Source organism: Amycolatopsis sp. NPDC051373, assembly GCF_040689465.1.
Taxonomy (GTDB): domain Bacteria; phylum Actinomycetota; class Actinomycetes; order Mycobacteriales; family Pseudonocardiaceae; genus Amycolatopsis.
In genome coordinates this window covers 165,247-189,807 of sequence record NZ_JBFBAE010000009.1, presented here as the reverse complement: position 1 = coordinate 189,807, position 24,561 = coordinate 165,247, and the positions used below count along the sequence as shown (strand labels likewise).

Annotated in this window: 24 protein-coding genes; 12 read left to right on the top strand and 12 right to left on the bottom strand. The window is 69.6% G+C overall.

The features are described from left to right. Positions 1-918: 918 nt before the first annotated feature. A complete protein-coding gene (locus AB0383_RS18700) occupies positions 919-1,890 on the bottom strand; it encodes an FAD-dependent monooxygenase (RefSeq protein WP_366187989.1) in 972 nt (323 codons plus the stop codon). 267 nt (positions 1,891-2,157) lie between these two features. Between AB0383_RS18700 and AB0383_RS18695 the strand changes: the two genes are divergently transcribed. Then, positions 2,158-2,859 (top strand): TetR family transcriptional regulator, encoded by a 702-nt coding sequence (locus AB0383_RS18695; protein WP_364180842.1) that lies wholly within the window; start codon positions 2,158-2,160, stop codon positions 2,857-2,859. A gap of 206 nt (positions 2,860-3,065) precedes the next feature. Here AB0383_RS18695 and AB0383_RS18690 read toward each other — a convergent pair whose 3' ends face one another. Together AB0383_RS18690 and AB0383_RS18685 are read right to left on the bottom strand one after the other, a co-directional pair. Next, entirely contained in the window at positions 3,066-3,422 is a 357-nt protein-coding gene (locus AB0383_RS18690; protein WP_364180885.1) for an arsenate reductase family protein, read from the bottom strand. Between the two features lie 19 nt (positions 3,423-3,441). Then, a complete protein-coding gene (locus AB0383_RS18685) occupies positions 3,442-4,041 on the bottom strand; it encodes a hypothetical protein (protein ID WP_366187988.1) in 600 nt (199 codons plus the stop codon). 147 nt (positions 4,042-4,188) lie between these two features. Here AB0383_RS18685 and AB0383_RS18680 point away from each other — a divergent pair, with 147 nt between their 5' ends. Next, positions 4,189-4,719 carry a GNAT family N-acetyltransferase gene (locus tag AB0383_RS18680; protein ID WP_364180837.1) on the top strand — a complete coding sequence of 177 codons (531 nt, stop codon included), beginning with the start codon at positions 4,189-4,191 and terminating at the stop codon, positions 4,717-4,719. 277 nt (positions 4,720-4,996) lie between these two features. On the opposite strand, the gene AB0383_RS18675 is transcribed toward AB0383_RS18680, so the two are convergent. Together AB0383_RS18675 and AB0383_RS18670 are read right to left on the bottom strand one after the other, a co-directional pair. Then, positions 4,997-5,473 carry an MEKHLA domain-containing protein gene (locus tag AB0383_RS18675; protein ID WP_364180835.1) on the bottom strand — a complete coding sequence of 159 codons (477 nt, stop codon included), beginning with the start codon at positions 5,471-5,473 and terminating at the stop codon, positions 4,997-4,999. A 142-nt stretch (positions 5,474-5,615) separates the two neighbouring features. Continuing rightward, on the bottom strand, positions 5,616-6,257 hold the full coding sequence (locus tag AB0383_RS18670; protein ID WP_364180833.1) for an NAD(P)H-dependent oxidoreductase: 642 nt from the start codon (positions 6,255-6,257) through the stop codon (positions 5,616-5,618). Positions 6,258-6,341: 84 nt separating this feature from the next. Here AB0383_RS18670 and AB0383_RS18665 point away from each other — a divergent pair, with 84 nt between their 5' ends. The 4 genes from AB0383_RS18665 to AB0383_RS18650 all read left to right on the top strand — a co-directional run bounded on the left by AB0383_RS18665 (position 6,342) and on the right by AB0383_RS18650 (position 11,374). Beyond that, positions 6,342-6,866, top strand: a complete 525-nt coding sequence (locus AB0383_RS18665) for a MarR family winged helix-turn-helix transcriptional regulator (protein ID WP_364180831.1) — start codon at positions 6,342-6,344, stop codon at positions 6,864-6,866. A gap of 91 nt (positions 6,867-6,957) precedes the next feature. After that, positions 6,958-8,709, top strand: coding sequence for a cytochrome c oxidase subunit I (gene ctaD, locus AB0383_RS18660; protein WP_364180829.1), 1,752 nt, complete (start codon positions 6,958-6,960; stop codon positions 8,707-8,709). Positions 8,710-8,746: 37 nt separating this feature from the next. Continuing rightward, on the top strand, positions 8,747-10,333 hold the full coding sequence (ligD, locus tag AB0383_RS18655) for a non-homologous end-joining DNA ligase (protein ID WP_366187987.1): 1,587 nt from the start codon (positions 8,747-8,749) through the stop codon (positions 10,331-10,333). Between the two features lie 54 nt (positions 10,334-10,387). Then, on the top strand, positions 10,388-11,374 hold the full coding sequence (locus AB0383_RS18650; protein ID WP_366187986.1) for an LLM class F420-dependent oxidoreductase: 987 nt from the start codon (positions 10,388-10,390) through the stop codon (positions 11,372-11,374). Between the two features lie 396 nt (positions 11,375-11,770). Here the strand turns inward: AB0383_RS18650 and AB0383_RS18645 are convergent, their stop codons facing one another. Together AB0383_RS18645 and AB0383_RS18640 are read right to left on the bottom strand one after the other, a co-directional pair. Next, on the bottom strand, positions 11,771-12,391 hold the full coding sequence (locus AB0383_RS18645) for a hypothetical protein (protein ID WP_364180821.1): 621 nt from the start codon (positions 12,389-12,391) through the stop codon (positions 11,771-11,773). Positions 12,392-12,431: 40 nt separating this feature from the next. Beyond that, positions 12,432-12,986 carry an XRE family transcriptional regulator gene (locus tag AB0383_RS18640; RefSeq protein ID WP_366187985.1) on the bottom strand — a complete coding sequence of 185 codons (555 nt, stop codon included), beginning with the start codon at positions 12,984-12,986 and terminating at the stop codon, positions 12,432-12,434. A 43-nt stretch (positions 12,987-13,029) separates the two neighbouring features. Between AB0383_RS18640 and AB0383_RS18635 the strand changes: the two genes are divergently transcribed. Genes AB0383_RS18635 through AB0383_RS18625 form a run of 3 tightly spaced genes read left to right on the top strand, consistent with a single transcriptional unit; the run spans position 13,030 to position 14,434 of the window. Further along, a complete protein-coding gene (locus tag AB0383_RS18635; RefSeq protein WP_364180816.1) occupies positions 13,030-13,551 on the top strand; it encodes an N-acetyltransferase family protein in 522 nt (173 codons plus the stop codon). 19 nt (positions 13,552-13,570) lie between these two features. After that, on the top strand, positions 13,571-14,020 hold the full coding sequence (locus tag AB0383_RS18630) for a helix-turn-helix transcriptional regulator (RefSeq protein ID WP_364180813.1): 450 nt from the start codon (positions 13,571-13,573) through the stop codon (positions 14,018-14,020). A 9-nt stretch (positions 14,021-14,029) separates the two neighbouring features. Next, the gene (locus AB0383_RS18625) at positions 14,030-14,434 is read left to right on the top strand and encodes a VOC family protein (RefSeq protein ID WP_220246681.1); all 405 of its coding nucleotides are present in this window, start codon (positions 14,030-14,032) and stop codon (positions 14,432-14,434) included. A gap of 41 nt (positions 14,435-14,475) precedes the next feature. On the opposite strand, the gene AB0383_RS18620 is transcribed toward AB0383_RS18625, so the two are convergent. From AB0383_RS18620 to AB0383_RS18610, 3 genes are all read right to left on the bottom strand, one after another. After that, positions 14,476-15,462 carry a hypothetical protein gene (locus tag AB0383_RS18620; RefSeq protein WP_364180811.1) on the bottom strand — a complete coding sequence of 329 codons (987 nt, stop codon included), beginning with the start codon at positions 15,460-15,462 and terminating at the stop codon, positions 14,476-14,478. Continuing rightward, a complete protein-coding gene (locus AB0383_RS18615; protein ID WP_366187984.1) occupies positions 15,459-16,016 on the bottom strand; it encodes a hypothetical protein in 558 nt (185 codons plus the stop codon). The genes AB0383_RS18620 and AB0383_RS18615 overlap by 4 nt, the downstream gene beginning before the upstream one ends. Positions 16,017-16,087: 71 nt before the next feature. Next, the gene (locus tag AB0383_RS18610; RefSeq protein ID WP_364180806.1) at positions 16,088-16,474 is read right to left on the bottom strand and encodes a hypothetical protein; all 387 of its coding nucleotides are present in this window, start codon (positions 16,472-16,474) and stop codon (positions 16,088-16,090) included. 613 nt (positions 16,475-17,087) lie between these two features. Here AB0383_RS18610 and AB0383_RS18605 point away from each other — a divergent pair. The 3 genes from AB0383_RS18605 (at position 17,088) to AB0383_RS18595 (ending at position 22,471) form a co-directional block, all read left to right on the top strand. Further along, positions 17,088-20,192, top strand: coding sequence for a BTAD domain-containing putative transcriptional regulator (locus tag AB0383_RS18605; protein WP_366187983.1), 3,105 nt, complete (start codon positions 17,088-17,090; stop codon positions 20,190-20,192). Positions 20,193-20,731: 539 nt separating this feature from the next. Further along, on the top strand, positions 20,732-21,616 hold the full coding sequence (locus AB0383_RS18600) for a LysR family transcriptional regulator (protein ID WP_366187982.1): 885 nt from the start codon (positions 20,732-20,734) through the stop codon (positions 21,614-21,616). A gap of 108 nt (positions 21,617-21,724) precedes the next feature. After that, complete coding sequence (locus AB0383_RS18595) at positions 21,725-22,471, top strand: SDR family oxidoreductase (protein WP_364180798.1); 747 nt, start codon at positions 21,725-21,727, stop codon at positions 22,469-22,471. A 68-nt stretch (positions 22,472-22,539) separates the two neighbouring features. Here the strand turns inward: AB0383_RS18595 and AB0383_RS18590 are convergent, their stop codons facing one another. After that, positions 22,540-23,454, bottom strand: coding sequence for a DJ-1/PfpI family protein (locus AB0383_RS18590; protein ID WP_364180795.1), 915 nt, complete (start codon positions 23,452-23,454; stop codon positions 22,540-22,542). Between the two features lie 108 nt (positions 23,455-23,562). Next, positions 23,563-24,555: a glutathione S-transferase C-terminal domain-containing protein gene (locus tag AB0383_RS18585; RefSeq protein ID WP_364180792.1), complete on the bottom strand. Its 993-nt coding sequence runs from the start codon at positions 24,553-24,555 to the stop codon at positions 23,563-23,565. Positions 24,556-24,561 lie beyond the last annotated feature (6 nt).

The window sequence follows — 24,561 nt, the reverse complement described above, 5'->3', positions numbered from 1 at the left end:
TGGCTGCTGCCACAAGTACCCGAGTACCAGGAGGCACCGAAGTCGGTTCAGGCCTGGCTGCTGCCACAAGTACCCGAGTACCAGGAGGCACCGAAGTCGGTTCAGGCCTGGCTGCTGCCACAAGTACCCGAGTACCAGGAGGCACCGAAGTGCCCGGGGGTACCGAAGTGCCCGGGGGTACCGGCTTGGCCACAGGCCCCGGTCAGGCTGCGGGTACCGGCCTCGGTTCCGGTGGCGGCACTCGCCTTCTCCCGTCCCCCTTCCCTCGCGACATCCCCACCCAGCACAACGGCACGGGCCCGACAATCCCCTCCCACAGCAACGACTCCAGCCAAACCCTCCCGTCTCTACCTCCGACGCCCTCCGACCCATCCCCCACGTCCGAGACCGAACCGGCCTGGCCAACCGAGTGGCCCCCGGACTGGCCCCCCGACCCCTTCCCCCGTGAAAAGGTCGGCTGACCTCTCCCACCACAGCGGCCCACGGCCGCCCCTCCCCGCGCAACGACCACGCACCGCACGCCGGCACGCCGGCGCCGCGCGGTCACCGACCAGCGTCGGCGCTCGGCCCGCCACACGCCGACGCGGCACCGGCCCCGGCCCTGGCTCTGGCCCTGGCCCTGGCCCTGGCCCTGGCCCTGGTGAGGAACCCCGCCTATCCACCCGCAACCAAGGCCCACACCACGGCGGATAGGCCACCTGGCCACCACCAACACGCGCAACCTCGCCGACCGACCAGAACACCGGCAAGGCCCATGCCGCAGCGCAACCAGTCAGCGTCTGCGCCGCTTGGTGGCCGACTGGGCAAGCAACTCACCCACCTGCCAGCGCTCGGCCAAGCCGCGCGACGCCTCTAGCCGGGCCGGCGGGTGCGCCGTCTGGCCGCCTGCCGGCCCCGGGCGGCCAAATTTCCACCCAGTCACGCGCTCCTCGCCAAGGCCAGCTTCTGCGCCGCGTTGACCAACGGCGCCAACCGCGTCCCGAGGTTGCGCACCGCCATTCCCGCCCTGGTGGCGGGAATCAGCATCGCGGCCGCCACAGGAACGTTGCGCTGCCTCGGATTCACCAGCTTCCGGTGCGTGGCCTCATAACGCCGGAACGCCGCCGCCGGATCCCCCGGGGTCGCGGCCAGTTCGGTGGCCAGCGTGTGCGCACCGGACATCGCCAGCGTGGAGCCATCGCCGAACAGCGAGACACACGACGCCGCATCACCCGCCAGCACCACCCGGCGCGCGGCCCAGCTCGGCAACCGCACACGCGAAACCGAATCGAGGTACAGATCGCCGGCAGCCCGCACCTGGTCGAGCAGCTCCGGCACCCGCCATCCCACGCCGGCGTACGCGGTCTCCAGCAACCGCTTGTGCTGCTGCGTGTCGCGGTAGTCGAAGCCCGGCACCGCGGCGTGGCGGAACATGAACGCCACGATCCCGCGCTCCCGCGATGGGTGCACCGCCACCGCACGGCCCGGCGAGTTGTACATAACGATCTCGCTCCGGTCGGGCACCGGCGCGTCGAGCGGCATGGTCGCGACGTACACACCCATGTGCTCCACGAACTCCGGCTCCGGGCCGAACGCCAGCCGGCGCACGCCGGAGTGCAGCCCGTCGGTGCCCACCACGAGGTCGAACCGCCGCGGTGCGCCGTGTTCGAAGGTGACGTCGACCCCGCCCTCGTCCTGCGCGAGCCCGGCCACCGAGTCGTGGAACACGTATTTCGCGTCGTCGGCGCTCGCCTCGTACAGGATGCGCGCGAGGTCGGTGCGTGTCAGCTCGACGTCGGTGCCACCACCGTCGCCCAGCGCCACCCGCCCGACACTCTTCTCCCGGTCGTTCACGAACTTCATGCTCCTGACCGAGGTGGCCGCCTCCCGCAGCTGCTCGGTGAGGCCCATCTTCCGCGACCTCGGCGGTCAGCCCGCGGACGTCCACCGGGCTGCCGCTCGAGCGCAGTCCGGCCGCGCGCTCCGCTACGGTCGGCCGGTACCCCGCACGCGCCAGCCAGTAGGCGAGCGTGGGCCCGGCGACTCCCGCACCGGAGATCAGCACTGTCTTCGTGGTCATAATCTGCCATCCCCTCCTGCCGCGGTCCCCCTGACCAACGGTCAGGATCGACGGTACACGCCTGTCCACCGGTCAGGCAAGGAGGTAGATTCGGCAGCATGAACGAAGTCGTGCCGCCCGACACCCGCGCGCGCATACTGCAGGTCGCCATGGACTTGTTCGCCTCGAACGGCTACCACGCGACCTCCGTGCGGGAAATCGCCGAACGCGTCGGCGTCACAAAAACCGCGGTTCTGTACCACTTCCCGGGCAAGGCCGAGATCATCACCGCGATGGCCGAGCCGATGCTGGTCGACCTGGAAGCCACCGTCGACTCGGCGCAGGCCCTGGCACCGGACGCCGACGCCGCCCGCGACGCGATGGTCGAAGGCCTGCTCGACGTCTGGCTGCGCCACCGCTACCTGCTGCGGCTCAACCTGCGTGATCTGGGGTTGACCGCGTCGCAGTCGGTGTTCGACCGCTTCCGCGACGGCATGCTGCGGGCGAACCTGATCGTGGCCGGTCCGGACCCGGACTTCGCCGCCAACGTCCGCGCCGCGCAGGCCATCGCCATGCTGAGCGATCCGGTGGTCCTCTACGCCGACCACTCCGTCGACGAACTGCGCGCCACCGTGCTCGACGGCGTCCACCGCCTCTTCGGCGACTCACAACGCCACGCCGGGCGGGGCCGGCCGACCGTGATGACCGGCAACCTGCTGGTGATGTGCCGCAAGCTGCACGACCAGGGCTTCCCGGCCACGAAGATCGCCGACGAGCTGGGCGTCTCCCGGGCGACGGTCTACCGCCACCTGAAGGTCTAGCAATATTGAGACGCTTTATGATACTTTTGAGACACCGGCGACGCAGCAGACATCACCGAACGCACATCCACTAACACGAGACAGCACGGCACACGACAGCACTGGCACGACAGCTCTGAAACAGCAGCGTTGAGAGAACAGCACCCCGAGCACACCAGGAGGCGAATGGACGAAGCAGACCACCGACACCCACGCGGGGCGAGGCGTCAGCCCAGGACGGACCGGACCGTCTCCTCGTCACGGGCGACGACTGTGGTGCCGTCGTCGGCCGTGATGATCGGGCGCTGGATGAGCGCCGGGTTCGCCGCCAGCGCCTCGATCCAGCGGGCGCGATCGGCGGGCGTTCGCGGCCACGACTTCAGGCCGAGCTCGGTCGCGACCTTCTCGCCGGTGCGCGTGATGTCCCACGGGTCGAGCCCGAGCCGGTCCAGCACGGCCTCGAGCTCGGCCGGCGTCGGCGGGTCCTCGAGGTACCGGCGCACGGTGTAGGCGGCGCCGGCCTCGTCGAGCAGCGACACGGCGGAGCGGCACTTCGAGCAACGCGGGTTGACCCAGATTTCCACGAGGGTCACCGTACGCGACCTACTTCGCGAACGCCTGCTGCTGGCACTGGTCGGCGAGCTTGTCGAGGTTGTCGTAGGTGTCGGACGAGCCGTCGTCGATCTGCCAGGTGAGGCCGTGGGCGTCGACGCTGGTGTCGGGGGCCACGTGCACGTGGGCGCCCTTGTCGGTCATGCACTTGACCATGTCGTGGAACTGGTCGTTGAACTTCGGGTTGGTCCGCGGGGAAAGCTCGGGCGGCTGCAGCGGCAGCTTTCGTTTGCAGGCCTCCTCGGCTTTCTTCGACTGGGGGCTGTCGTCGTTCATGTCGAGGGCAGGCGGGCTGTTCGGGTCGCCGACCGGGCCGGAGTGCCGTCCATCGAGGACGGCGTGGCCGTTGGTGCGGAGACAGGAGTCGTAGGCGTCCCAGTAGGACTGTTTCTCCTCGGGCGAGCTGTCGAGGCGCAGCTGCGGGCGGCCTGCGTCGGACTCGGCCGTGGTGGCCGACGACGAGGCTGGGGCACCTGCGGACGCGCTGCCCGTGTCGAGCGTGGCGACCTGCGGGGCGGCGGGCGAGCCGGAGCAGGCGCTGAGCAGGACGAACGCGGCGCCGGCGACGAAGAAGGAGATGGATGAACGCACGTTGCGAGCGTGGCAGGAGGTTGTGAGGAAGCTATGACGATGGAGTCAGGAGGCCACTAGGAGCCCCGAGGGCCAACGCCCCACGGAGGGCGACGGGTGCCACGGATCACCCGCCGGTGGAGGGTCGTTTCGGCGTACCGTTCAGCCATGGACATGCCTCTGGCCACCGACCGCCTCGTGATCCGGGACTGGTCGATCGACGACGCCGACGCCGCGTTCCGTATCTACGGCACGGACGAGGTCACTCACTGGCTGACGCCCGCGATGGACCGCGTCACCGACGTCGCCGCGATGCGCTCGGTGCTGCAAGCGTGGCAGGAAGCCCAGCCGAACCTGGCTCCGCCGCGCGGGCGCTGGGCCGTGGCGCGCACGTCGGACGGCGCCGTCGTGGGCGGGCTCGGGATCCGGCTGCTGCCGCCGTTCCAGGAGGACCTGGAGCTGAGCTGGCAGCTGCACCCGGACGCCTGGGGCAAGGGCTACGCGACGGAATCGGCGCGGACGCTGATCGAGTGGGCGTTCACGCAGGACACCGAGGAGCTCTTCGCCGTGGCGCGGCCCTCCAACACGCGCGCCATCGCGACGGCCAAGCGCCTCGGCATGCAGTGGGTCGGCGAAACGACGAAGTACTACGACCTGCGGCTGCAGGTGTACCGCATCCGCCACAGCGACATCATCTAGCGAGCCGGCGCGCGCACACCCACCTGGCAGAGAGGCCCATCCGGCAGACGCGCCTATCCGACAGACGCGCCCACCAGACAGAGCGCCGACGCCTTCGTGTGCCCGCGCCAAGCCGAAGGGGCGGCAGTGCTCCCGCGCGCCAGTCGAACAGCGCGGCAGCGCTCCGGTGCACCAACCGACGGGACGCGCCCTCACACGCTCACGCCGGTGAACTCCGGGCGAACAGCAAGGAAAAAGCGTCCGCGAGCGGGCGGACAGAATGGACCGAGAAGCAGGGTCAGACGGCCGTATAGCGCGCGAAAATGGCGGCCTGTCCCTGTTTCACCCCGGTGTCGTCGACGAGGTTCCACATCGTCACGTCTTCGATCCAGAAGCGGCGGCCCGACTTGGCGATGCGCCGGCCGCGGTAGCCGCTGACGAAGCCGTGGGTGGCGACGGCCTCGACGAGGGCGTCACGGTCCTCCTGCCGGTCCGGCTCGGCGGAAAGGCGCGAGGGCATGCCGCGGAACTCGGTCCAGCCGAGTTCGAACGCGTGCTGGGCGACGAGGTTGGCGTAGGTGAAGCGGGGGTCGTCGGCGGTGTCGTGGGCCAGGAGGCCGAAGGGGGCGTCCTCGTAGAGGTGGCGGGCGGCGTCCAACCTGGCGTCGATCAGTGGTTTGCCGACCACGCGGCGGTAGCTGTCCACGAGCAGCCGGGCGAAAGCGGCGTCCAGCGGTGACGACCCGGAGTCGGACAACTCAGCACCGTGTGACATGGCGTCAAGTTACGCCCGCCGCCACGGGCCGTCGCAACTCGGGTGATCGCCAGGTCCACTATGGACTCCGAGCCGGAGACGAACTCGCCACGGCCTCCCCCTCGGGACCGTGGCGAGCCGTCCGACCCAAGAGCCCGATGGACTACGCGTTGACCGGAGTCCAGAGCTCGTCGATCTCCCGCTCCGCCGCCGCCATGCTCTCGGCCGCCAGATCACGCAGGTCGGCCATCGCCGGGTTGGTGTCCGCCAGCGTCAGCTCCGCGGCGATGAACCGCGGCTCGATGCCGGTGATCGCCAGGCCGTGCGGGAGCCAGGACTCGGCGTGGTCCCAGCCGAAGCGCGGGGTGCCCTCGCCGTAGCCACCGCCGCGGGAGGCGAGGACGAGGAACTCGCGGCCGTCGAGCAGGCCGGTGCCCGTGGCCGGGTCGAAGGCGAGACCGGGGGCGATCAGGTGGTCGACCCAGGACTTCACGACGCTCGGCGCGCCGTAGTTGTACAGGGGCAGGCCGAGCAGCACCGTGGACGCCTCGCGGACCTCGCCGACGAGCTCCTCGGTGAGCTTCCACGACTCGTTCTGCTCCGGCGTGCGCTGCTCGGCAGGCACGACGCGGGCGAGACCGGACGCGGCGTCGAAGTGCGGGACCGGGTTGGCGCCCAGGTCGCGGTAGGTGACGGTGCCGTCGGGGTGGGCGGCCCGCCACGCGGCGGCAGCGCGGGCGCTGAGCGCTCGGCTGACCGAGCGGTCGCCGTTGATGCTGGAGTCGATGTGGAGAAGGTGAGGCATCTCGTTCGCCGTCCATAGATCGTTTGTGTAGGACAAACCATTTATAGCACACGGACGACTCGCGAGTTCTCGTATACTGGACGCATGGCCTCGCTCCCGGTCGTCAACCAGCCGCCCCACCGGTGCGGAGCCCTGCTCGACCACCTCTCGCGGCGCGTGCGGACGCGGGCGGAATCGGTGCTGACGCCCATGAACCTGCGCCCCCGCCACCTGCTCACGCTCACGGTGCTGCGCGACCACGGCAGCAGCACCCAGCAGGCCCTGGCCGCCACCCTCGGCATCGACAGCACCAACCTCGTCGGCCTGCTCAACGACCTCGAGGCCGACAACCTCATCGAGCGCCGCCGCTCCCCCGAGGACCGCCGCCGGCACGTGGTGGAGCTCACCGACGTCGGGGCGAAGAAGCTGGCCAAGGCCGAGTTCGCCATGGCCGCCGTCGAGGACGAGGTGCTCTGTGCCCTGAGCCTCGAGCAGCGCGAACAGCTCTACAGCCTCCTCCAGCACGCCACCGCCACCACGGAGGCCGAAGCCTGCGTCGCCGCCGACGACACCGTCCGCACCCACGTGCAGGCCTGCGTCGCGGACGACGACCAGCCGCTGCAGCGGTAGCCCGCAGCGCGCGGAAAAGCGCGTTGAAAAACCGGCCCCACCCCCTCCTCGTGATCGTGCCCACAATGGGTACGCCCTGAGGGGAGGACCGATGGCCGACACCGTGACCAGGCCCGTTCCGGTTCCGCTGCGGCCGGCGTGGCGCGGGCTGAAGGGCGGGCAGATCCTGAAGATCGCCCGCACGACGGACCACAAGACGATCGGCGTCCTCTATCTCTCGACGTCGTTCGCGTTCTTCCTCATCGGCGGCCTCACCGCGCTGCTGATGCGCACGGAGCTCGCACAGCCTGGCATGCAATTCCTGTCACCGGAGCAGTACAACCAGCTGTTCACCATGCACGGCACGATCATGCTGCTGCTGTACGCGACCCCGAACCTCTTCGGCTTCGCCAACTTCATCGTGCCGCTGCAGATCGGGTCGCCCGACGTGGCGTTCCCGCGGCTGAACGCGTTCTCCTACTGGCTGTACCTGTTCGGCGGGCTGATCGTGATCAGCAGCTACCTCACACCCGGCGGCCCACCCGAATTCGGCTGGACCGCGTACACGCCGCTGTCCAACGCCATCCACTCGCCGGGCATCGGCGGCGACCTGTGGATCACCGGGCTGATCATCTCGGGGCTCGGCACGATCCTGGGCGCGGTGAACATGGTGACGACGATCGTCACGTTGCGCTGCCCCGGCATGACGATGTGGCGGATGCCCATCTTCACCTGGAACATCCTGCTCACCGGCGTGCTGATCCTGCTCGCGTTCCCGATCCTCACGGCCGCGCTGTTCGGGCTGCTCGCCGACAGACACATCGGCGCGCACGTGTTCGACCCCGCCAACGGCGGCGCGATCCTGTGGCAGCACCTGTTCTGGTTCTTCGGACACCCGGAGGTCTACATCGTCGCGCTGCCGTACTTCGGCATCGCCACGGAGATCATCCCTGTCTTCAGCCGAAAACCGCTGTTCGGCTACCGGACGATGGTGTTCGCGACGATCGCGATCACCGGCCTGTCGGCCACCGTCTGGGCGCACCACATGTTCGCGACCGGCGCCGTGCTGCTGCCGTTCTTCTCGTTCATGACCTTCCTCATCGCCGTGCCCACCGGGATCAAGTTCTTCAACTGGATCGGCACGATGTGGAAGGGGCAGCTGACGTTCGAGTCGCCGATGCTGTGGTCGATCGGGTTCCTGGTCACGTTCCTGCTCGGCGGGCTCACCGGCGTCATCCTTGCCGCCCCGCCGCTGGACTTCCACGTGCACGACAGCTACTTCGTCGTCGCCCACTTCCACTACGTGCTGTTCGGGACGATCGTGTTCGCCACCTTCGCCGGCATCTACTTCTGGTTCCCCAAGATCACCGGCCGCATGCTCGACGAGCCGCTGGCCAAGTGGCACTTCTGGACGACCTTCATCGGCTTCCACACCACGTTCCTCATCCAGCACTGGCTCGGCGACGCCGGCATGCCCCGCCGCTACGCCGACTACCTGCGCAGCGACGGGTTCACCCTCATGCAGACCATCTCCACGATCGGGTCGTTCATCCTGGGCGCCTCGGTGCTGCCCTTCATCTGGAACGTGGTGAAGAGCTACCGCTTCGGCGCTCGCGTCGACACCGACGATCCGTGGGGCTACGGCAACTCGCTGGAGTGGGCGACGACGTGCCCGCCGCCGCGGCACAACTTCCTCGAGCTGCCCCGCATCCGCTCCGAGCGGCCCGCGTTCGAGCTGCACTACCCGCACATGGTCGAACGCCTGCGCGCGGAGGGCCACGTCACACGCGGTGGAAGCCACCGTGGCACGCCGAGCCAGGCCGCGTCCGAGGCGATCATCCCACCGCGTGACCAGGACCGCTGATCGAAAGTGTCCTACGCTGCCTTGAGGAGGGCGGACCATGGACTCTGCGGCGGAGCGGCTCAAGAAGTACCGCGAGATGCGCGACTTCCAGCGCACCGCCGAGCCCGCGGGCGGCGACGCGGCCACCACGCCGGGAAACCGCTTCGTCGTGCAGCGCCACCGCGCCCGCCGCCGGCACTACGATCTGCGCCTGGAGCTGGGCGGCGTGCTCATCAGCTGGGCCGTGCCGAAGGGCCCGACGCTCGACCCGAAGGTGCGGCGGATGGCCGTGCACGTGGAGGACCACCCGCTCGAATACGCGGATTTCGAGGGCGTGATCCCGCACGGCGAGTACGGCGGCGGCGACGTGATCGTGTGGGACCGCGGCACCTGGGAGCCCGTCGACACCGACGACCCCGAGCAGGCGCTCGCCGACGGCAACCTGCACTTCGACCTGTTCGGTGAGAAGCTCGCCGGCCGCTTCGTGCTCATCCACCCCAGCCGCGACGGCGACGGAAAGCAGTGGCTGCTGCTGCACAAGCAGGACGACCACGCCACCGCCGGCTGGGACGCCGAGGACCACCTGAAGTCGGTGAAGAGCGGGCTGACCAACGACGAGATCAAGGCCGCTCCCCCGGCACTCTGGCGCAGCGACCTGCCGGCGGCCGAGGCGGAGCAGCAGCTCAAACCCGTGTTCCAGCCCGCGTCCGACGCCGAGCTGAAAGCCCTGGATGAGCTCGACGCGCGCGGCAGCTGGACCGTCGCCGGTCAGAAGCTGGCGCTGACCAACCTCGACAAGGTCCTCGTCCCCGGCCGCGACGGCGAGGACCCCATCACCAAACGCGACCTCATCCGGTACTACACGCGCATCGGCCCGACGATGCTGCCCTATCTCGCGAACCGCGCTCTCAACACGAACCGGTTCCCCGGCGGCATCGAGAAACCCGGCTTCTGGCACAAGGAAGTGCCCGACCACGCGCCGAAGTGGCTGCACCGCTGGCACTACGAGAAAGCCGATGCCGACGACGTGCAGCAGTACCTCGTGCCCGAGGGCGTCGCCGACCTGGCGTGGCTGGCGAACTTCGGCGCGCTCGAGCTGCACGCGTGGACATCGCGGATCGAGGACGTCGAGCACCCCACGTGGACGTTGTTCGACATCGACCCCGGCCCGGAGACGTCGTTCGACGACGTGCTCGCCCTCGCGCGCTTGCACCGCACCGCTTTGGAGCACCTCGGGCTCGTCGGGCTGCCGAAAGTCACGGGACAGCGCGGGATCCAGGTGTGGGTGCCGGTGGAACCGCGCTACACGTATGCGGAAACGCGCAAGTGGGCCGAGACCGTGTCGAAGACGATCGGGCGCACGCTGCCGGACTTGGTCAGCTGGGCGTGGCACAAGGACCGCCGCGGGGGCAAGGCGCGGCTGGACTACACACAGAACGTGCTGAACAAAACGCTCGTCGCGCCCTACAGCGTCCGCCCGCGGCCGGGTGCGCCGGTTACGGTGCCGCTGTGGTGGGAGGAGCTCGACGATCCGGATCTCACTCCCGACCACTGGACGATTCGGACAGTCCTCAAACGAGTCGAGACCGTCGGTGATCCGTTCGCGACGTTGCTGGGTGTGGAGCAGCAGCTGCCGAAACTGTGAATTATCACCGGTTCAGCTCTACCTGGAGTGCGCTCCAGGCCTAGGGTCGGGGCCATGCGATTCGGAATGTTCGTTCCCCAGGGCTGGCGTCACGACCTCGTCGGTATCGACCCGGCCGACCACTGGACCACCATGCTCGACCTCGCCCGCTTCGCCGACGCGGGACCGTTCGAGTCAATCTGGGTCTACGACCACTTCCACACCGTGCCCGTGCCGAGCGACGAAGCCACCCACGAGGCGTGGAGCCTCATGGCGGCCTATGGCGCCGCGACTTCGCGCGTGCGGCTGGGACAGATGTGCACCTGCATGGCGTACCGCAACCCCGCCTACCTCGCGAAGGTCGCGGCCACCATCGACGTGATCTCCGGCGGCCGCGTGGAGATGGGCATCGGCGGCGGCTGGTACGAGCACGAGTGGCGCGCCTACGGCTACGGCTTCCCCAGCGCCGGCGAGCGCCTCGGCATGCTCGACGAGGGCGTCGAGATCATGCGCCAGCTGTGGACCGAGGGCAAAGCCACCCTCGACGGCAAGCACTACCAGGTCGACGGCGCCATCTCCCGTCCCCTTCCCTTGCAGGATGGCGGAATCCCCCTGTGGATCGCCGGCGGCGGCGAAAAGAAGACCCTGCGCACGGCCGCGAAGTACGCCCAGTACACCAACTTCGTCGGCGACGTCGAGGGCTTCAAGCACAAGTCGTCGGTGCTGGAAGGCCACTGCAAGGACCTCGGCACGGACTTCGGTTCGATCGTCCGCTCGGCCAACTACAACGTCGTGATCGGCGAAACCGAGAAGGACGTGCAGGGCCGGCTGGCGTGGATTCGTTCGCACTACGAGCGGTATCTGCCGGCGGATGTGCTGGAGTCCACCGTCACCAGCTTCGAAAACGGCCCGATGGTGGGCACGCCGGAGCAGATCGTGGAGCGGTTCAAGGAGCTGGAGGGTCTCGGGATGACGTACGCGATCAACTACTTCGTGGAAGCCGCGTACGACCGGTCGGGCCTCGAGCTGTTCACGTCGAAGGTGATTCCGGAGCTGATCTGAGGTTTTTCGTTTGCCGGCCGGTGCCCGTTCGGGGTGCCGGCCGGTTTTTTGTGGTTGGTCTCTGGAATCATGCTTGTGGGGTACGTTGCGGGCTGCTGTGAGTGCGCCCCGGTGATCGTGTGGGCTTTGGATTGTGGCCGCTGACGCTTGGGTTGCTTGTGTGGTCTGGAAAACCGCAGGCTGCGCAGGACTGCTACCCTGCCTGACGCGGTTCATCCACAGCCCACCCCGAGTTGTGGACAACCACCCGGCATTGCTTTCGCTCGCCCAAAATTGTCGGTGCTGGCCGGTAGACTGGACGTGGGGACGCCCCCCTGGGAGGGCGGGGGCTGTGTGTCCCCCGGCTGCGGAAGGGGTTGGCAGTTCGGTAACCCTGACGCGAAGCGCTGCAGGAAGTCAGACCAACGACTCCAGAACGTCGGGAAGCGCCACCAACACCGTGGCACCCAAGGCGAACGGCACCACCCACAAAGCCACAAACCCCAGCTGGCGCAGCGAACGCACCCCCAGACCCAGCACCAAACCGAGGGCGAGCAGAGTCGCCACCGCCAAGGCGACGGAGCCGAGGTGGGGCCATTCGCGTGCGGCATCCGCGAGGACGAGGCCCACGGCTGCGGCGGTGGCGAGGGTGCCGGCGCGGGTGGGGGCGCCGACGAAGCGGAAGGCGAGGCCGAGGGTGCCCGCGAGGACGGCCAGGAAGCACCACAGCACCACGGTCTGGGTGTCGATCGAGTAGGGCATGCCCGGGTATTTGAGGCCGTACATGACTTTCTTGCCCACGTAGAACGCGACCACGGCAGGCAGGAGGGCGGCGACGGTGCGGACGTACGCACGGCGCGGCCCGCGGCCGGCGGAGACGGCGACCACCAGCGCGATCCACAGGACGAAGGCGTGCGCGAGGAGGCGGAGGCCGGCGTTGTAATACGCGAAGGCCGCGAAGGCGCCGGATGCCAGGCCGCCGGCGACGGCCAGGGCTTCGCCCGCGCCGAGGGGCCGTCGGGTCAAAGAGTCGGTCATGTGTCCCCCAAGAACGCAGACCTTACCGGTGAAGCGGCGATCAGCGTTTCGTCAGCACCACCAGGTAGCGGCAAGCGTCCGGAGTCGGGTTCACATAGGTGCACGGCGCCGGGCGGCCCAGCTGCAGGCAGTCCCCCGCGTCGAGTTCGTGCACCGTGGCGCCCTCGACGAAGCGGAGGTGGCCCGACAAGACCCAGATGCGGTGGTCCGCGAACGCATAAGAATCCGCCGGAAAGCCGACCGAAGCGCCGGCCGGCAGAGAGACCTCGACGAGTTCCGTGGAACCCGGCGGTGACACAGCGCGGCGCGCATACCCCGTGAGCGGGTCGGTCCACGTCGGTTGGTCCGAAAGCCGCATGAGGCGACGGTCGGAGCCGGCCTCGGCGCGCGCGACGAGTTCCGACAAGGTCAGGCCCAACGCGGACGCCAGCCGGCTCAGCAGCACCGCCGTGGGCTGGGCCTCGCCGCGTTCGATTTTGCCAATCATGGCGCGCGAGACGCCCGAGCGTTCGGCCAGGGTGCCGGCGGAGAGGTCGTGGGCGAGGCGGGCGTCGCGCAGGGTCGAGGCCAAGGAGGCTGACAGGGGGTCCGTCACAAGGTGATACTATAACAGCCAATAGCCGCTACTATAGTGAACCATGCTGATCCGAGACGCCGACGAGCGCGACGCCGAAGCGTGCGCGGAGATCTACGCGCCATACGTGCGCGACACGACGATCACGTTCGAGACCGAGCCGCCGACCGGTACGGAAATGGCGGAGCGCATCGAGCGCGCCGCGAAGACGCACGCGTGGCTGGTTCTGGAGATCGACGGGCGCGTGGCCGGGTACGCGTACGGCGGGCCGTTCAAGGAGCGCGCCGCGTACCGCTGGTCGTGCGAGGTGAGCGTGTACCTGGAGCTGGGGCGGCGACGCACGGGCGGCGGCCGCGCGCTGTACGAAGCGCTCTTCACACGCCTCGCGGAGCGCGGGTTCCGGATGGCCGTCGCGGGGATGACGCTGCCGAACGAGCCCAGCGTCGGCCTGCACGCGGCGCTGGGGTTCGAGCCCGTGGGCACGTACCGGCGCATCGGGTGGAAACACGGAGCGTGGCGGGACGTGGCGTGGGCGCAGCGCTCGCTCGTGCCGGGTTGGGACGAATCGCCGGAGGAACCACACTGAGCAGTGCAGAATGGAGCCCATGAGCGCCGACCTCGACGAGCTGCGCAGACTGCGCCGTGCCCGTGACCGGATGGACCGCGAGTACGCCGAACCCCTCGACGTGCCCGCGCTCGCCCGCACAGCGCTGATGTCGACGGCGCACTTCAGCCGCCGCTTCCGTGAGGCGTACGCGGAGACGCCGTACTCCTATCTCATGACCCGCCGCATCGAACGTGCCAAGACGCTGCTGCGCAACGGTCTCACCGTCACCGAAGCGTGCTTCGCCGTCGGGTGTACCAGCCTCGGGTCGTTTTCGGCGCGGTTCACGGAGCTCGTCGGCGACACGCCCTCGGCCTACCGCGCGCGCGACCACGAGCATGTCGCCGCGGTACCGCCGTGCCAGACGATGGTGGCCACGCGGCCGCGCAAGACCGGTGGCGCGCCGCAGCAGAGCAGTATTGGAGAAGCGTCCGTCGGCGCGCCCGCATAACCTCACGGCATGACTGTTTCCATCGCCGCCGTGCACGTGATCGTCGACGATCCCGACGCGGCCGTCGCGTTCTACAGAGACACGCTGGGGTTCAAGGTGCGCAACGAGGTCGCCAACGACGGCTTCCGCTGGGTCACCCTCACTACCGACACCCAGCCCGAGATCGAGATCGTGCTGTCGCAGCCGCACGCCGGCCGGTCCAAGGCCGACGGCGACACCGTGGCCGCGCTGCTCGCCAAGGGTGAGCTCGGCGCGATCAACCTGCGGACGGACAACCTCGACGAGACGTTCGCCAAGGTCGCCGCCGCGCCCGGCGCCGAGGTGCTGCAGGAGCCGGCCGACCAGTTCTGGGGCGTGCGCGACGCCGCCGTGCGCGACCCGGCGGGGAACCTCGTGCGGATCGCCCAGGCTTAGTCAGTCAGGCCCAGTCAGTCAGGCCAGTCAGCCGGGCCCAGTCAGTCTCCACTGATGTCGAGGTCCTCGATGTCTTGTTCGAGCCGGGCGCGCCAGGACCACTGCGGCTGGGTCCAGTCGGTGTCGTCGGCCGGGGGCTCGCCCAGCGGCAGCGCCTGGTCGGCAACGCCGTGGGTCACGCGGTAGGTCAGCGCCGACGTCGCCGCGCGGATCCACCGGTCCCCCGCCGCACCGGACGGCGGGGCGACGCCGAACGCGTGCGTGAACCACACGGGCAGGAGCGCACTGGACCCGATCGCGTCGGTGATGCGTTCGCGCAGCTTGGAGTGCAGCTCTTCCCAGTCGCGTTCGGACTTCTCGATCTGGGGCAGCACGCGGGTGCGCGTGACGTCGTCGGCGTCGAGCACCTGCTGCGCGGCCTCGGCGTCCTTGACCGCGGCAGGCAGCTGCCGGTCGAGGACACCGCGGCGACGGGCGACCACTTCGGACAGTCGCGACTGGGCGCCGCCGCGGTTTTCGTCGCCGTGCTGGGTGGTGGCGAGGATGGCGAGCACGTTGATGAGCGCGTTTTCGCTCTCTGCCAACGCTTCGCGCGCCTGCGGCAGCCGCGCGATGTCCTCTTCGTACGGACGGCGCTGGTTAGCCGTCATCAGCTGCGCGGCCAGCGCGTGGCGACGTTCGGCGTCGGCGGCGAGTTTGCGCAACGCGGGGCCGACGTCGTCAAGGTCCACCACCGGCACCTTCTCCGACACGCGCACCGCGCGTTCGAGCAGCTGCAGGCGCTGGCGCAGCCGTTCGAGCTGGCGCGTGGCGAGGTCGAGGCGGGACTCGTGGCGGGCCTGCGCGTCGGAGAAGGACTCGAACGTCTCGCGCAGCTCCGTCAGCTCGCGCCCGGTGCGCGACTCGAGGTCGACGACGGTTTCCTGCATGCCGTCGACGGTTTCGGACAGCGCATCGAACTCGCTGTCCGCCTCCTCCTCGCCTTCGGGGTAGTACTCGGCGTCGGGGTAGTACTCCGAGTAGGTCATCGGACCTCCTGCACCAGGAACACGACGGTGATCACGGTCGCGACGGCGGCGAGCACCACCAGGATCGTCTGCACGGCGCCCGGGACCAGCAGCGACGCGGCCGTGAGCCCCGCCGCGGCCGCCCCCGTGTACGCGGCGCGCAGCCGCCGGTCGACCATCAGCGGCGTCGGCCCGAGCGGCCCGAGCGCGATCCGCAGCCCGGACCCGAGCAGCGGCAGCGCGAACAGGACCCACACCGCGCTGATCCCGCCGAACAGCATCAGCGCGCCCGCGACCATCCCCACCGCGACGGGCGCCGCCGCCAGGTACAGCGACAGCCGCTGCGCGCCGGCCCGTTGCGCCTCCAGCTTCGCCGCGCGCACCTGCTCGGTCGCGATCTCCACCTCGTGCTCCGTGCGCAGCAGGTCCTCCGCCGCGTCGACCAGGCTGTCGAGGGCACGCGTCCGCTCGTCCCCGGCTTCCGGCAGGGCACCCAGCCGCGCCCGCATGGTCTCCTGCACCCGGGCGACGCGCGCCGTCGCCTGCTCGCGCTTGTGCTGCGCTGGCGTAGTCACCCGGCCACTGTAGGTACGAACCGCGCCAACCCCCGGGAACGACGCGGCTTGCCGTGGAGTGTCGCCGCCGGTCAGATGACTCCGAAGAGGCAGAACCCGCCGTCGGGCCCCTGCCCCAGCATGAACGTGGCGCTGTACGGCAACGGGGTTCCGGGATAGTCGGAGTTGACGTGCACGAACTGCGTGATCTCGTGCAGCGGCTCGACCTCCCGGACGCGGTAGTGCCCCGCGTTCGGGTCCGCGAAATGCCCGTGCACGAGCGACGCCGGGCTCTCGTCCGCCGACTCGCACACATACGCGGCGGCGCCGGCGAGGTCGTGGGCGTTGAGCTTGCCGAGAAGCTCGTTCATGAACTGCGGTTCAGGCAGGGTGCGGGCAGCGCCGACCGGGTGGTTCTTGTTCAGGAAGAACCCGGGCGCGACGAAGCCCGTGATCGCAACGCCGGCCGCCAGCACCACGACGACGCCGAGGGTGATCCAGAGCCAGAGGAGGCTCCGCTTCTCCGGTTTCTGTGGTGGCGGTGGGTAGCCGGGTGGCGGGTAGCCGGGTTGGGCCCAACTGTTGCTGCGGGTATGGCTGCTGTGGCCACTGCCCACCCGACTGCGGCCGGTAACTCATCGTCGTCCTCGGAAGCTCACCGAACGTAAATTACCCACATCGCGAGCGTAATTCTCGACGAGGCTGATGCCGCACCCAGCCACCGAATTTTGCCCCCTCATGGCCCCTCCGCCGCCAGACAGGCCCCCGCCGCCAGACAGGCCCCCGCCCTCCCTGGGGGGCGTGCCCTTATCCAGTCTATCGACCACCCCCGACAAAACCCGTGGTCAACCCAGTCGGAGGGCGAAGTTGTCCACAACTCGGGGTGGTGTGGACAACTTCAGTTCAGCCCTCCGTTGAGCGGCGAAACCAGGGCTACCGGGCGAGTTCTCCAGAGCCGAACAGCCGCGGATCCCGCTCATCGACCGCTGATCACCGGCGTCCGAGCGATTCCGCGAGGCAAGGCGCAACGCGCGGTTGAACTCCGGGGATCTCCCCGAGGTGCCGCCGCCGCGGAGCGGGCAGAATCGAGCGGTGCGGATCAGCTTGCTGGGCCCTCTGGAGGTCCGGACGGACGACGGCGCGCCCGTCGAGGTCGCGGGCGCGCGGCTGCGGGCGCTGCTCAGTGCGCTGGCGCTGGAGCCCGGCCGGGAGGTGTCGGCGGCCCGGCTGGTCGACGCGGTGTGGGGCGAGGACCCGCCGGCGACCGCCAACGCGTTGCAGGCGCTCGTTTCGCGGCTGCGCAAGGCCGGGGTGACGCTGGAGTCGACGTCCGCGGGGTACCGGCTGTCGGCGGGTGTGGACGCGACGCGGTTCGAGGAGCTGGTCGCGAAGGCGCGGCATGCGGACGATGCGGAGACCGTCACGCTGCTGAGGGAGGCGCTGGATCTGTGGCGGGGTCCCGGTCAAGCCGACAGCCCTTATTTCCAAGCCCCGTTCGCCCGGCTCACCGAGCTGCGGTTGGGCGCGGCGGAGGACCACGCCGAGGCAGCGCTGCGGTTGGGCGGCGGCGAGGAGCTGGTCGCGGAGCTCACCACGCTCCGGTCGGAACACCCGTTACGCGAACGCCTCGCCGCCGCCCTCATGCGCGCCCTGTGCGCCGCCGGGCGGCCCGCCGACGCGCTGACGGTCTACGAACGCCTCCGCAAAGCCCTCACGGAAGAGCTCGGCACGGACCCGTCGGCGCAGCTTTCCGCGCTGCACACGGCAATCCTGCGTGATTCCCCTGTGGACGGTCACGACGAACCGCGCAACAACCTGCGCGCCGGGCTCACGAGCTTCGTCGGCCGCGACGCCGACGTCGCCCAGGTCGCCAAGCTCGTCGCCGAATACCGCCTCACCACGCTGACCGGCCCGGGCGGCGCCGGGAAAACGCGCCTGGCCACCGAAACCGCCCGCACGCTCCTCGATCGCACACGGGGCGACGTCTGGCTCGTCGAGCTCGCCCCGATCACCGACGGCGCCGACATCGCCCAGACCGTCCTCACCACCCTCGGCCTCCGCGAACACGGCCAACTCGGCCTGACCACCAGCGGCACGCCCGTCGACCGGGCCGTCGGCGCCCTGCGCGGCCGCGAAGCGCTGCTGGTGCTCGACAACTGCGAGCACGTCATCGACGCAGCCGCCGAACTGGCCGAACGCCTCCTCGGCGAATGCCCCCGCCTGCGCATCGTCGCGACGAGCCGCGAACCGCTCGCCGTTACGGGGGAAGCGTTGTGGCCGGTGGAGCCGCTCGCCCTGCCACCGCAGGACGCGAGCGTCGCCGACGCCATGGCCTGCGCATCCGTGCGCCTGCTCGCGGACCGCGCCGCGGCGGTGCGCCCGGGCTTCGAGGTGAACGCGTCGACCGTCGACGCCGTCGCTCGTATCTGCCGCGCCCTCGACGGCATGCCCCTCGCCGTCGAATTGGCCGCCGCGCGCCTGCGCTCCCTCACCATCGCCCAACTGGCCGCCCGCCTCGACGACCGCTTCCGCCTCCTGACCGCCGGCAGCCGCACCGCGCTGCCCCGGCATCGCACCCTGCGCGCCGTCGTCGACTGGAGCTGGGAACTCCTGTCCGACGCGGAGCGCACCCTGCTGCGCCGCCTCGCCGTCTTCTCCGGCGGCGCCACCTCCGAAGCAGCTGCTGCGGTCTGCGGCACCGAGGATGCTCCTGACCTGCTCACAGCCCTTGTCGACAAGTCTCTTCTCGTTGTTTCGGACACGCCCGAACCGCGCTACACCATGCTCGAAACCATCAAAGCCTACGCACTCGAGCGCCTCAAAGAAGCCGCCGAACCCGAGCTGTTGCGACGCGCCCACGCCACCTGGTTCGCCCAGCTCGCCGAAGCCGCCGACCCCCACCTGCGCCGCGCCGAACAGCTCGAATGGCTCGCCCGCCTCACCGCCGACCACGGCAACCTCACCTCCGCCGTCCGCTCCGCCATCACGGCGGGCGACGCGGCCACGGCGATCCGCCTCGTCGTCGCCTCCGGCTGGTATTGGCTCCTGGGCGGCCACCGCGCCGAAGGCATGGAACTGATCCTCGCCGCCCTCGCCGTCTCCGGCGAGGTGGACAACGAAGACCGCGCCTCCGCCAACGCCCTCTGCGTCCTCTTCTCCACAGCCGGTTTGGCCGACGACCGCTCCGCCGAGTCCTGGATCCACACCGCCTTGGAGCTGACGGACGGCGGCCCGCGCGCCCACCCGGCCCTCCGCTTCATGATCCCGCTCGAAGAGCTGTTGTCCAGCACCCCAACCGGCACACCGCCACGTCTGGACACTTTGGACACCCTCCTGGCCGACGAAGACCCCTGGCTCCGCGCCCACGCCCGCCTCACCCGCGCCCGCCTGCAGTTCAACACCAGCCACGGCCGCGCCTCCACCGAAGCCGACCTCGAAGAATCCGTGCGCTTGTTCCGCCTCACCGGCGAACGCTGGGGCCGCTCCCTCGCGCTGAGCAGCCTCGCCGAACTCATCGCCCGCAACGGCGAACTCCAGCGAGCCCTCGGCCACTACTCCGAAGCCATCGACGTCGTCACGGAAATCGGCACGCTCGAAGACGTCCTGTACATCTGGGGCCGCCAAGCCCAACTCTTCTGGCTAGTCGGCGATCCCGCTTCTGCCGAAGCCGCCCTCGCCGCCGCCGACCGTGACGCGGCGATGGTGGTCTCTCCGGACGCACTCGCCGGACTGGCACAGGCCAAGGGCGACCTGGCCCGGTGGCGCGGAGACCCCGGTGCCGCGGTGAGGTTCTTTGATCGAGCCGAGGGCTTGGTTCAGCACCTTCCCCTGCACCCCCTGTTCCAAGCAATGATGGCTCAGTCGCGAGCATTCGTGGATGCGGACACCGGCGACCTCGCCAAGGCCGCAATCCGACGGCGCGCCGCGTTCGGCCTGACCACCAAAGCCGGCGACGCGATGTATTTGTCACAAGTGGTTGTCGGGATCGCGGACCACGCTCTTCGCATCGGCCAACCGGAAAATGCGGCACACCTACTGAAGACAGCCTACGAACTGAGCGGCGGCCCAGACCACAGCTCGCCCGACGCAGTGCGGTTGGGCCACCTGATCACCGTGGCTGACGTGAATGACGTGAATGACGTGGTACCGATGACCATCGATGAGCTGGGAGCAATGGTCACCTCGGTTCTCGAGTAACACCCAGGTTCACCCGTCGCCGCGCGAACCCGCAATAACCCTCCACCGACGGCCGACCACCACGTTCCGCCAGCCAAATCCATCTACCGGGCACACGGCGGGTCTACCCAACCCAATTTCTCCTCAACCAATCCCCCGACCTTTCCCCGGCCGGCCCCCGACGAAGGTGAAACAACACGGCTTGGGGTAGCTTGTCAAGGTACTCTTTCCCGCCTTGACAAGCTACCCCAAGCCGTAGTGACAATTGAACTTCGGGGAGCCATCTGCAGGTCATCTTTTAGTCTTTTTATCTTTCTTTGTCGGGTGGTTGAGCTGGGAGTCGTGTCTGCCGATGGGTGGCCATTGGGAGGATGGTTGGCTCGCTGGTCCGGTGCGTTCCAGAAATGGCTGAGCCGCGTGACGGTCGGAATGTGACCGTTGGATAGGTGGGTCACCAAGGGGCCGCACGATCCGTCCCCCACCACGCCCAGGCGCCGAGACACTGCCACCCGCCACCTCACCTCCACCCCCTCATAGACAGCCATGGTGCGATGAACACCATGGAGATCCGAGAAATGCGCGCCTTCGTCGCCGTGGTCGAGGAGGGTGGGCTGTCGGCGGCGGCGCGGCGGTTGCACGTGAGCCAGCCGTCGGTGTCGCAGACGGTGCAGGCGCTGGAGCGGCAGCTGGGGGTGCAGTTGCTGGTGCGCAGCAGCGCGGGTGTGCAGCCCACCGAGGCCGGGATGACGTTGGCTGGTGAGGCGCGTGCGGTGCTGGCGCGGCATGACCAGGCGGTGGCGGCGGTGACGCGGCATGCGTCGGGGAGTCTGTTGCGCGTCGGGATGCCGTTGGAGTTGCCGCCGGATTTGATGTCGCGGGCGTTGGCCGATCTGGCCGCCGCGTTTCCGGACACGAGGGTGCAGGTGGTGCACGCGTCGACGACCGGGCAGTTCGGGCTGTTGCAGAAGGGCGAGCTCGAGTTGGGCCTGGTGCGCGAGCGGCCGGTGGGGCCGGAGCTCGACGCGATGCCGGTGCTGGAGGAGAAGCTCGGGGTGCTGCTGTCGAAGGAGCAGGCCGGCAAGCTCGCGGGGCCCGACGGAATCCGGCTCGACGCGCTGGCCGGGCTGGAGTGGATCGGGTTCCCGAGGGAGGGCAGCCCGGCCTGGTACGACGAGGTGACCGCGATCTTCCGTTCGCACGGTCTCGAAATCGGCCCCGATCCGACGGCCGGGCACTCGCTGATCTCCGAGCTCAAGTTCGCCGCCGTGAGCGCGGGTGGCACGTTCACGCTCGCGCCGCCGAACTGGACGCAGCCCATCCCCGAGCACCTGGCGTGGTGTCCGCTGCTCGGGTCGCCACTCGTGCGGCGGACGTGGGCGGTGTGGGCGGCGTCGTCGCACCGGCGTGACCTCGGCCATCTGGTGGCGGCACTGGACGTCTTATAGGGGTCATAAGCGAGCGGTATCGCCAGGTCGGAAGGCTGGTCGGGCCGTTTCGCTTGAACGAGGTGGCTGCGCACCACGGCGCGGCCGGACTCGAGAGAAGTGACTGAAATGACGGCAGAACTGTCGGGAACCACCGCTCTGGTCACGGGCGCGACGAGCGGCATCGGGCGCGCGACGGCGGTGGCGCTGGCGAAGCTCGGCGCCCACGTGCTGGTGAGCGGTCGCGACGCCGGCCGTGGTGAGCAGGTGGTGAAGGAGATCGTCGCCGAGGGCGGTCAGGCCGCGTTCCTGGCTTCCGACCTCGCCGACGCGGCCTCGGCGCAGGACCTCGCTTCGCGCGCCCTCGCGGTGACGGGACGAGTGGACGTGCTGGTGAACAGCGCCGGCGTGTTTCCCTTCGGCCCCACCGAGGACACGTCGGAGCAGGACTTCGACGCGGTGTACGCGCTGAACGTGAAGGCGCCGTACTTCCTCGTCGCGGCTCTCGCGCCGGCGATGGCGACGCGCGGTGCGGGGTCGATCGTGAACGTGTCCACCATGGTCGCCGAGTTCGGCGCCGCGGGTATGGGTCTCTACGGCTCCAGCAAGGCGGCGCTGGAGCTGCTGACGAAGTCGTGGTCCGCGGAATTCGGCCCGCGCGGCGTGCGCGTGAACGCCGTCAGCCCCGGCCCGACACGCACCGAAGGCACGGCCGTGATGGGCGAAAGCCTGGACCAGCTGGCGTCGCTCGCCCCCGCCGGCCGCCCCGCCGGCCCGGAGGAGATCGCGGCGGCGATCGTGTTCCTGGTGACCGGCGGCGCGAGCTTCATCCACGGCGCGGTGCTGCCGGTGGATGGCGGACGGGTTGCGGTGTAAGGAATTCTCGGATGGGTGAGCCGGCGCTTGTCGGGCGCCGGCACCCCATCGATCCGTTGTGGACAAGCCTATTGGTGCTGCAGTTCCTTCGACTTCCGCAACGAGCGCAGCGACCGCGAGTCCGCAAAGCCGGCACTGCGAGCCGCGGCCTCGAGAGTCGACCCGTCGGCCAGCAGGTGCTCGGCGTGTTCCAACCGCAGCGTTTGCTGATAGCGCAACGGAGTCATCCCCACCGCGTCGACGAAATGCCGCGTGACCGTCCGTTCGCTGCAGCCCAGTTCCCGCGCCAGGGACGAAAGCCGCAGGGGTTCCGCGTAGCGCGTCTCGATCAGGTCCTGCACGCGGTGCACCAGATCGGACAGGTGGTTGCGGTGGCGGAGCAGGCCGGTGACGGGCTGCTGGCCGTTGCGGCGCGCGTAGAAGACGAGCGACCGCGCGATGCGGCCCGCGACGCCGGGGCCGTGGGCGGTGGCGACGAGGTGCAGCGCCAGGTCGATGCCGCTGGCCATGCCGGCGGAGGAGGCGACGCGGCCGTCGACGACGTAGAGCACATCGCGGACCACGGTGGTGGCCGGGTAGCGCAGGGCGAGGCCGTCCTGAAGGTCATGGTGGGTGGTGCAGCGGCGGCCGTCGAGCAGGCCCGCCTCGGCGAGGGCGACGGTGCCCGCGCACACGCTCGCGACGAGGCCGCCCGCGGAGTGGTGGACGCGCAGCAGGTCGAGCCCGCGCGGCATGGCCGGGGCGACGCCCGGGGTGAAACCGGCACCGCCGGGGACCACGAGGATGTCGTCGCGGCCGAGGACGGGGACGCGAGTCGAAGCGCGCACAGGCAGGCCCTCGGCGGTGGGCACGTCGGGTTCCTCGGCGAAGTAGGCCAGCTCGTAGGGCAGGCCCAGCGAGCGCGCGGCGAGGAAAACGTCGGCCGCGCCCGCGATGTCCAGCAGGTACGCCTGAGGTGCGAGCAGGAACACCACCCTCGTCATGAGCGCGACGCTACCCGCGAGCGTCTCCCGGACCGGCGGCATCGGCGCAGGTCCGGGAGACCTCGGGTAAGGGTGCTGCCCTCGTGGGCCCAGCAGTGGCGAAACCCGTCACGCCGCCAGCGAGGGCACCTGCTCGCCTTCGATCGGCGGCCCCGGCGGGGTGCCGTCGCCGAACGGACGGCCGCCCAGCTCCTCGCGGCCGTGCGGAGTCAGCCAGCCCGACAGGTCGGGTCCGGCGGGGATGACACCCGTCGGGTTGATGGAGCGGTGCACCACGTAGTAGTGCTCCTTGACCTGGTCGAAGTCGATCGTGTCGCCGAAACCGGGGGTCTGGAACAGGTCACGTGTGTAGGCCCACAGCACTGGCATCTCGGTGAGCTTCTCGCGGTTGCACTTGAAGTGGCCGTGGTACACCGCGTCGAAGCGGACGAGCGTGGTGAACAGCCGCACGTCGGCCTCGGTGATGGTGTCGCCGACTAGGTAACGCTGGTTCGCGAGGCGCTCGGAGAGCCAGTCGAGGCGGGCGAAGAGCGCGTTGTACGCCTTCTCGTACGCCTCCTGCGAACCGGCGAAACCGGCCTGGTAGACGCCGTTGTTCACGTCGCGGAACACCTTGTCGGCGACGTCGTCGATCTCGTCACGAAGGGGTTCCGGGTACAGGTCGGGCGCGCCTTCGCGGTGGTACGCGCGCCACTCCAGGGAGAAGTCGAGCGTCATCTGCTTGAAGTCGTTGGTCACGACCTGGCCGGTCGGCACGTCGACGATCGCCGGCACGGTGATGCCGCGCGGGTACTGCGGGTCGCGCTTGAAGAAGGCCTCCTGCAGGCGCTCGATGCCCAGCACGGGGTCGCGCCCGCCCGGGTCGAGGTCGAACGTCCAGCTGCGCTGGTCGTGCGTCGGCCCGCAGATGCCCATGGACAGCACGTCATCGAGGCCCAGCAGCCGGCGCACGATCGACGCGCGGTTGGCCCACGGGCACGCGCGGGCGATCACGAGGCGGTAGCGGCCGGGCTCCACGGGCCAGCCGTCGCGGCCGTCGGCGGTGATGCGGTCAGGAATGTAGTTCTGGTCGCGCTTGAACTCGCCCTTGTCGGCGGTCATGACACC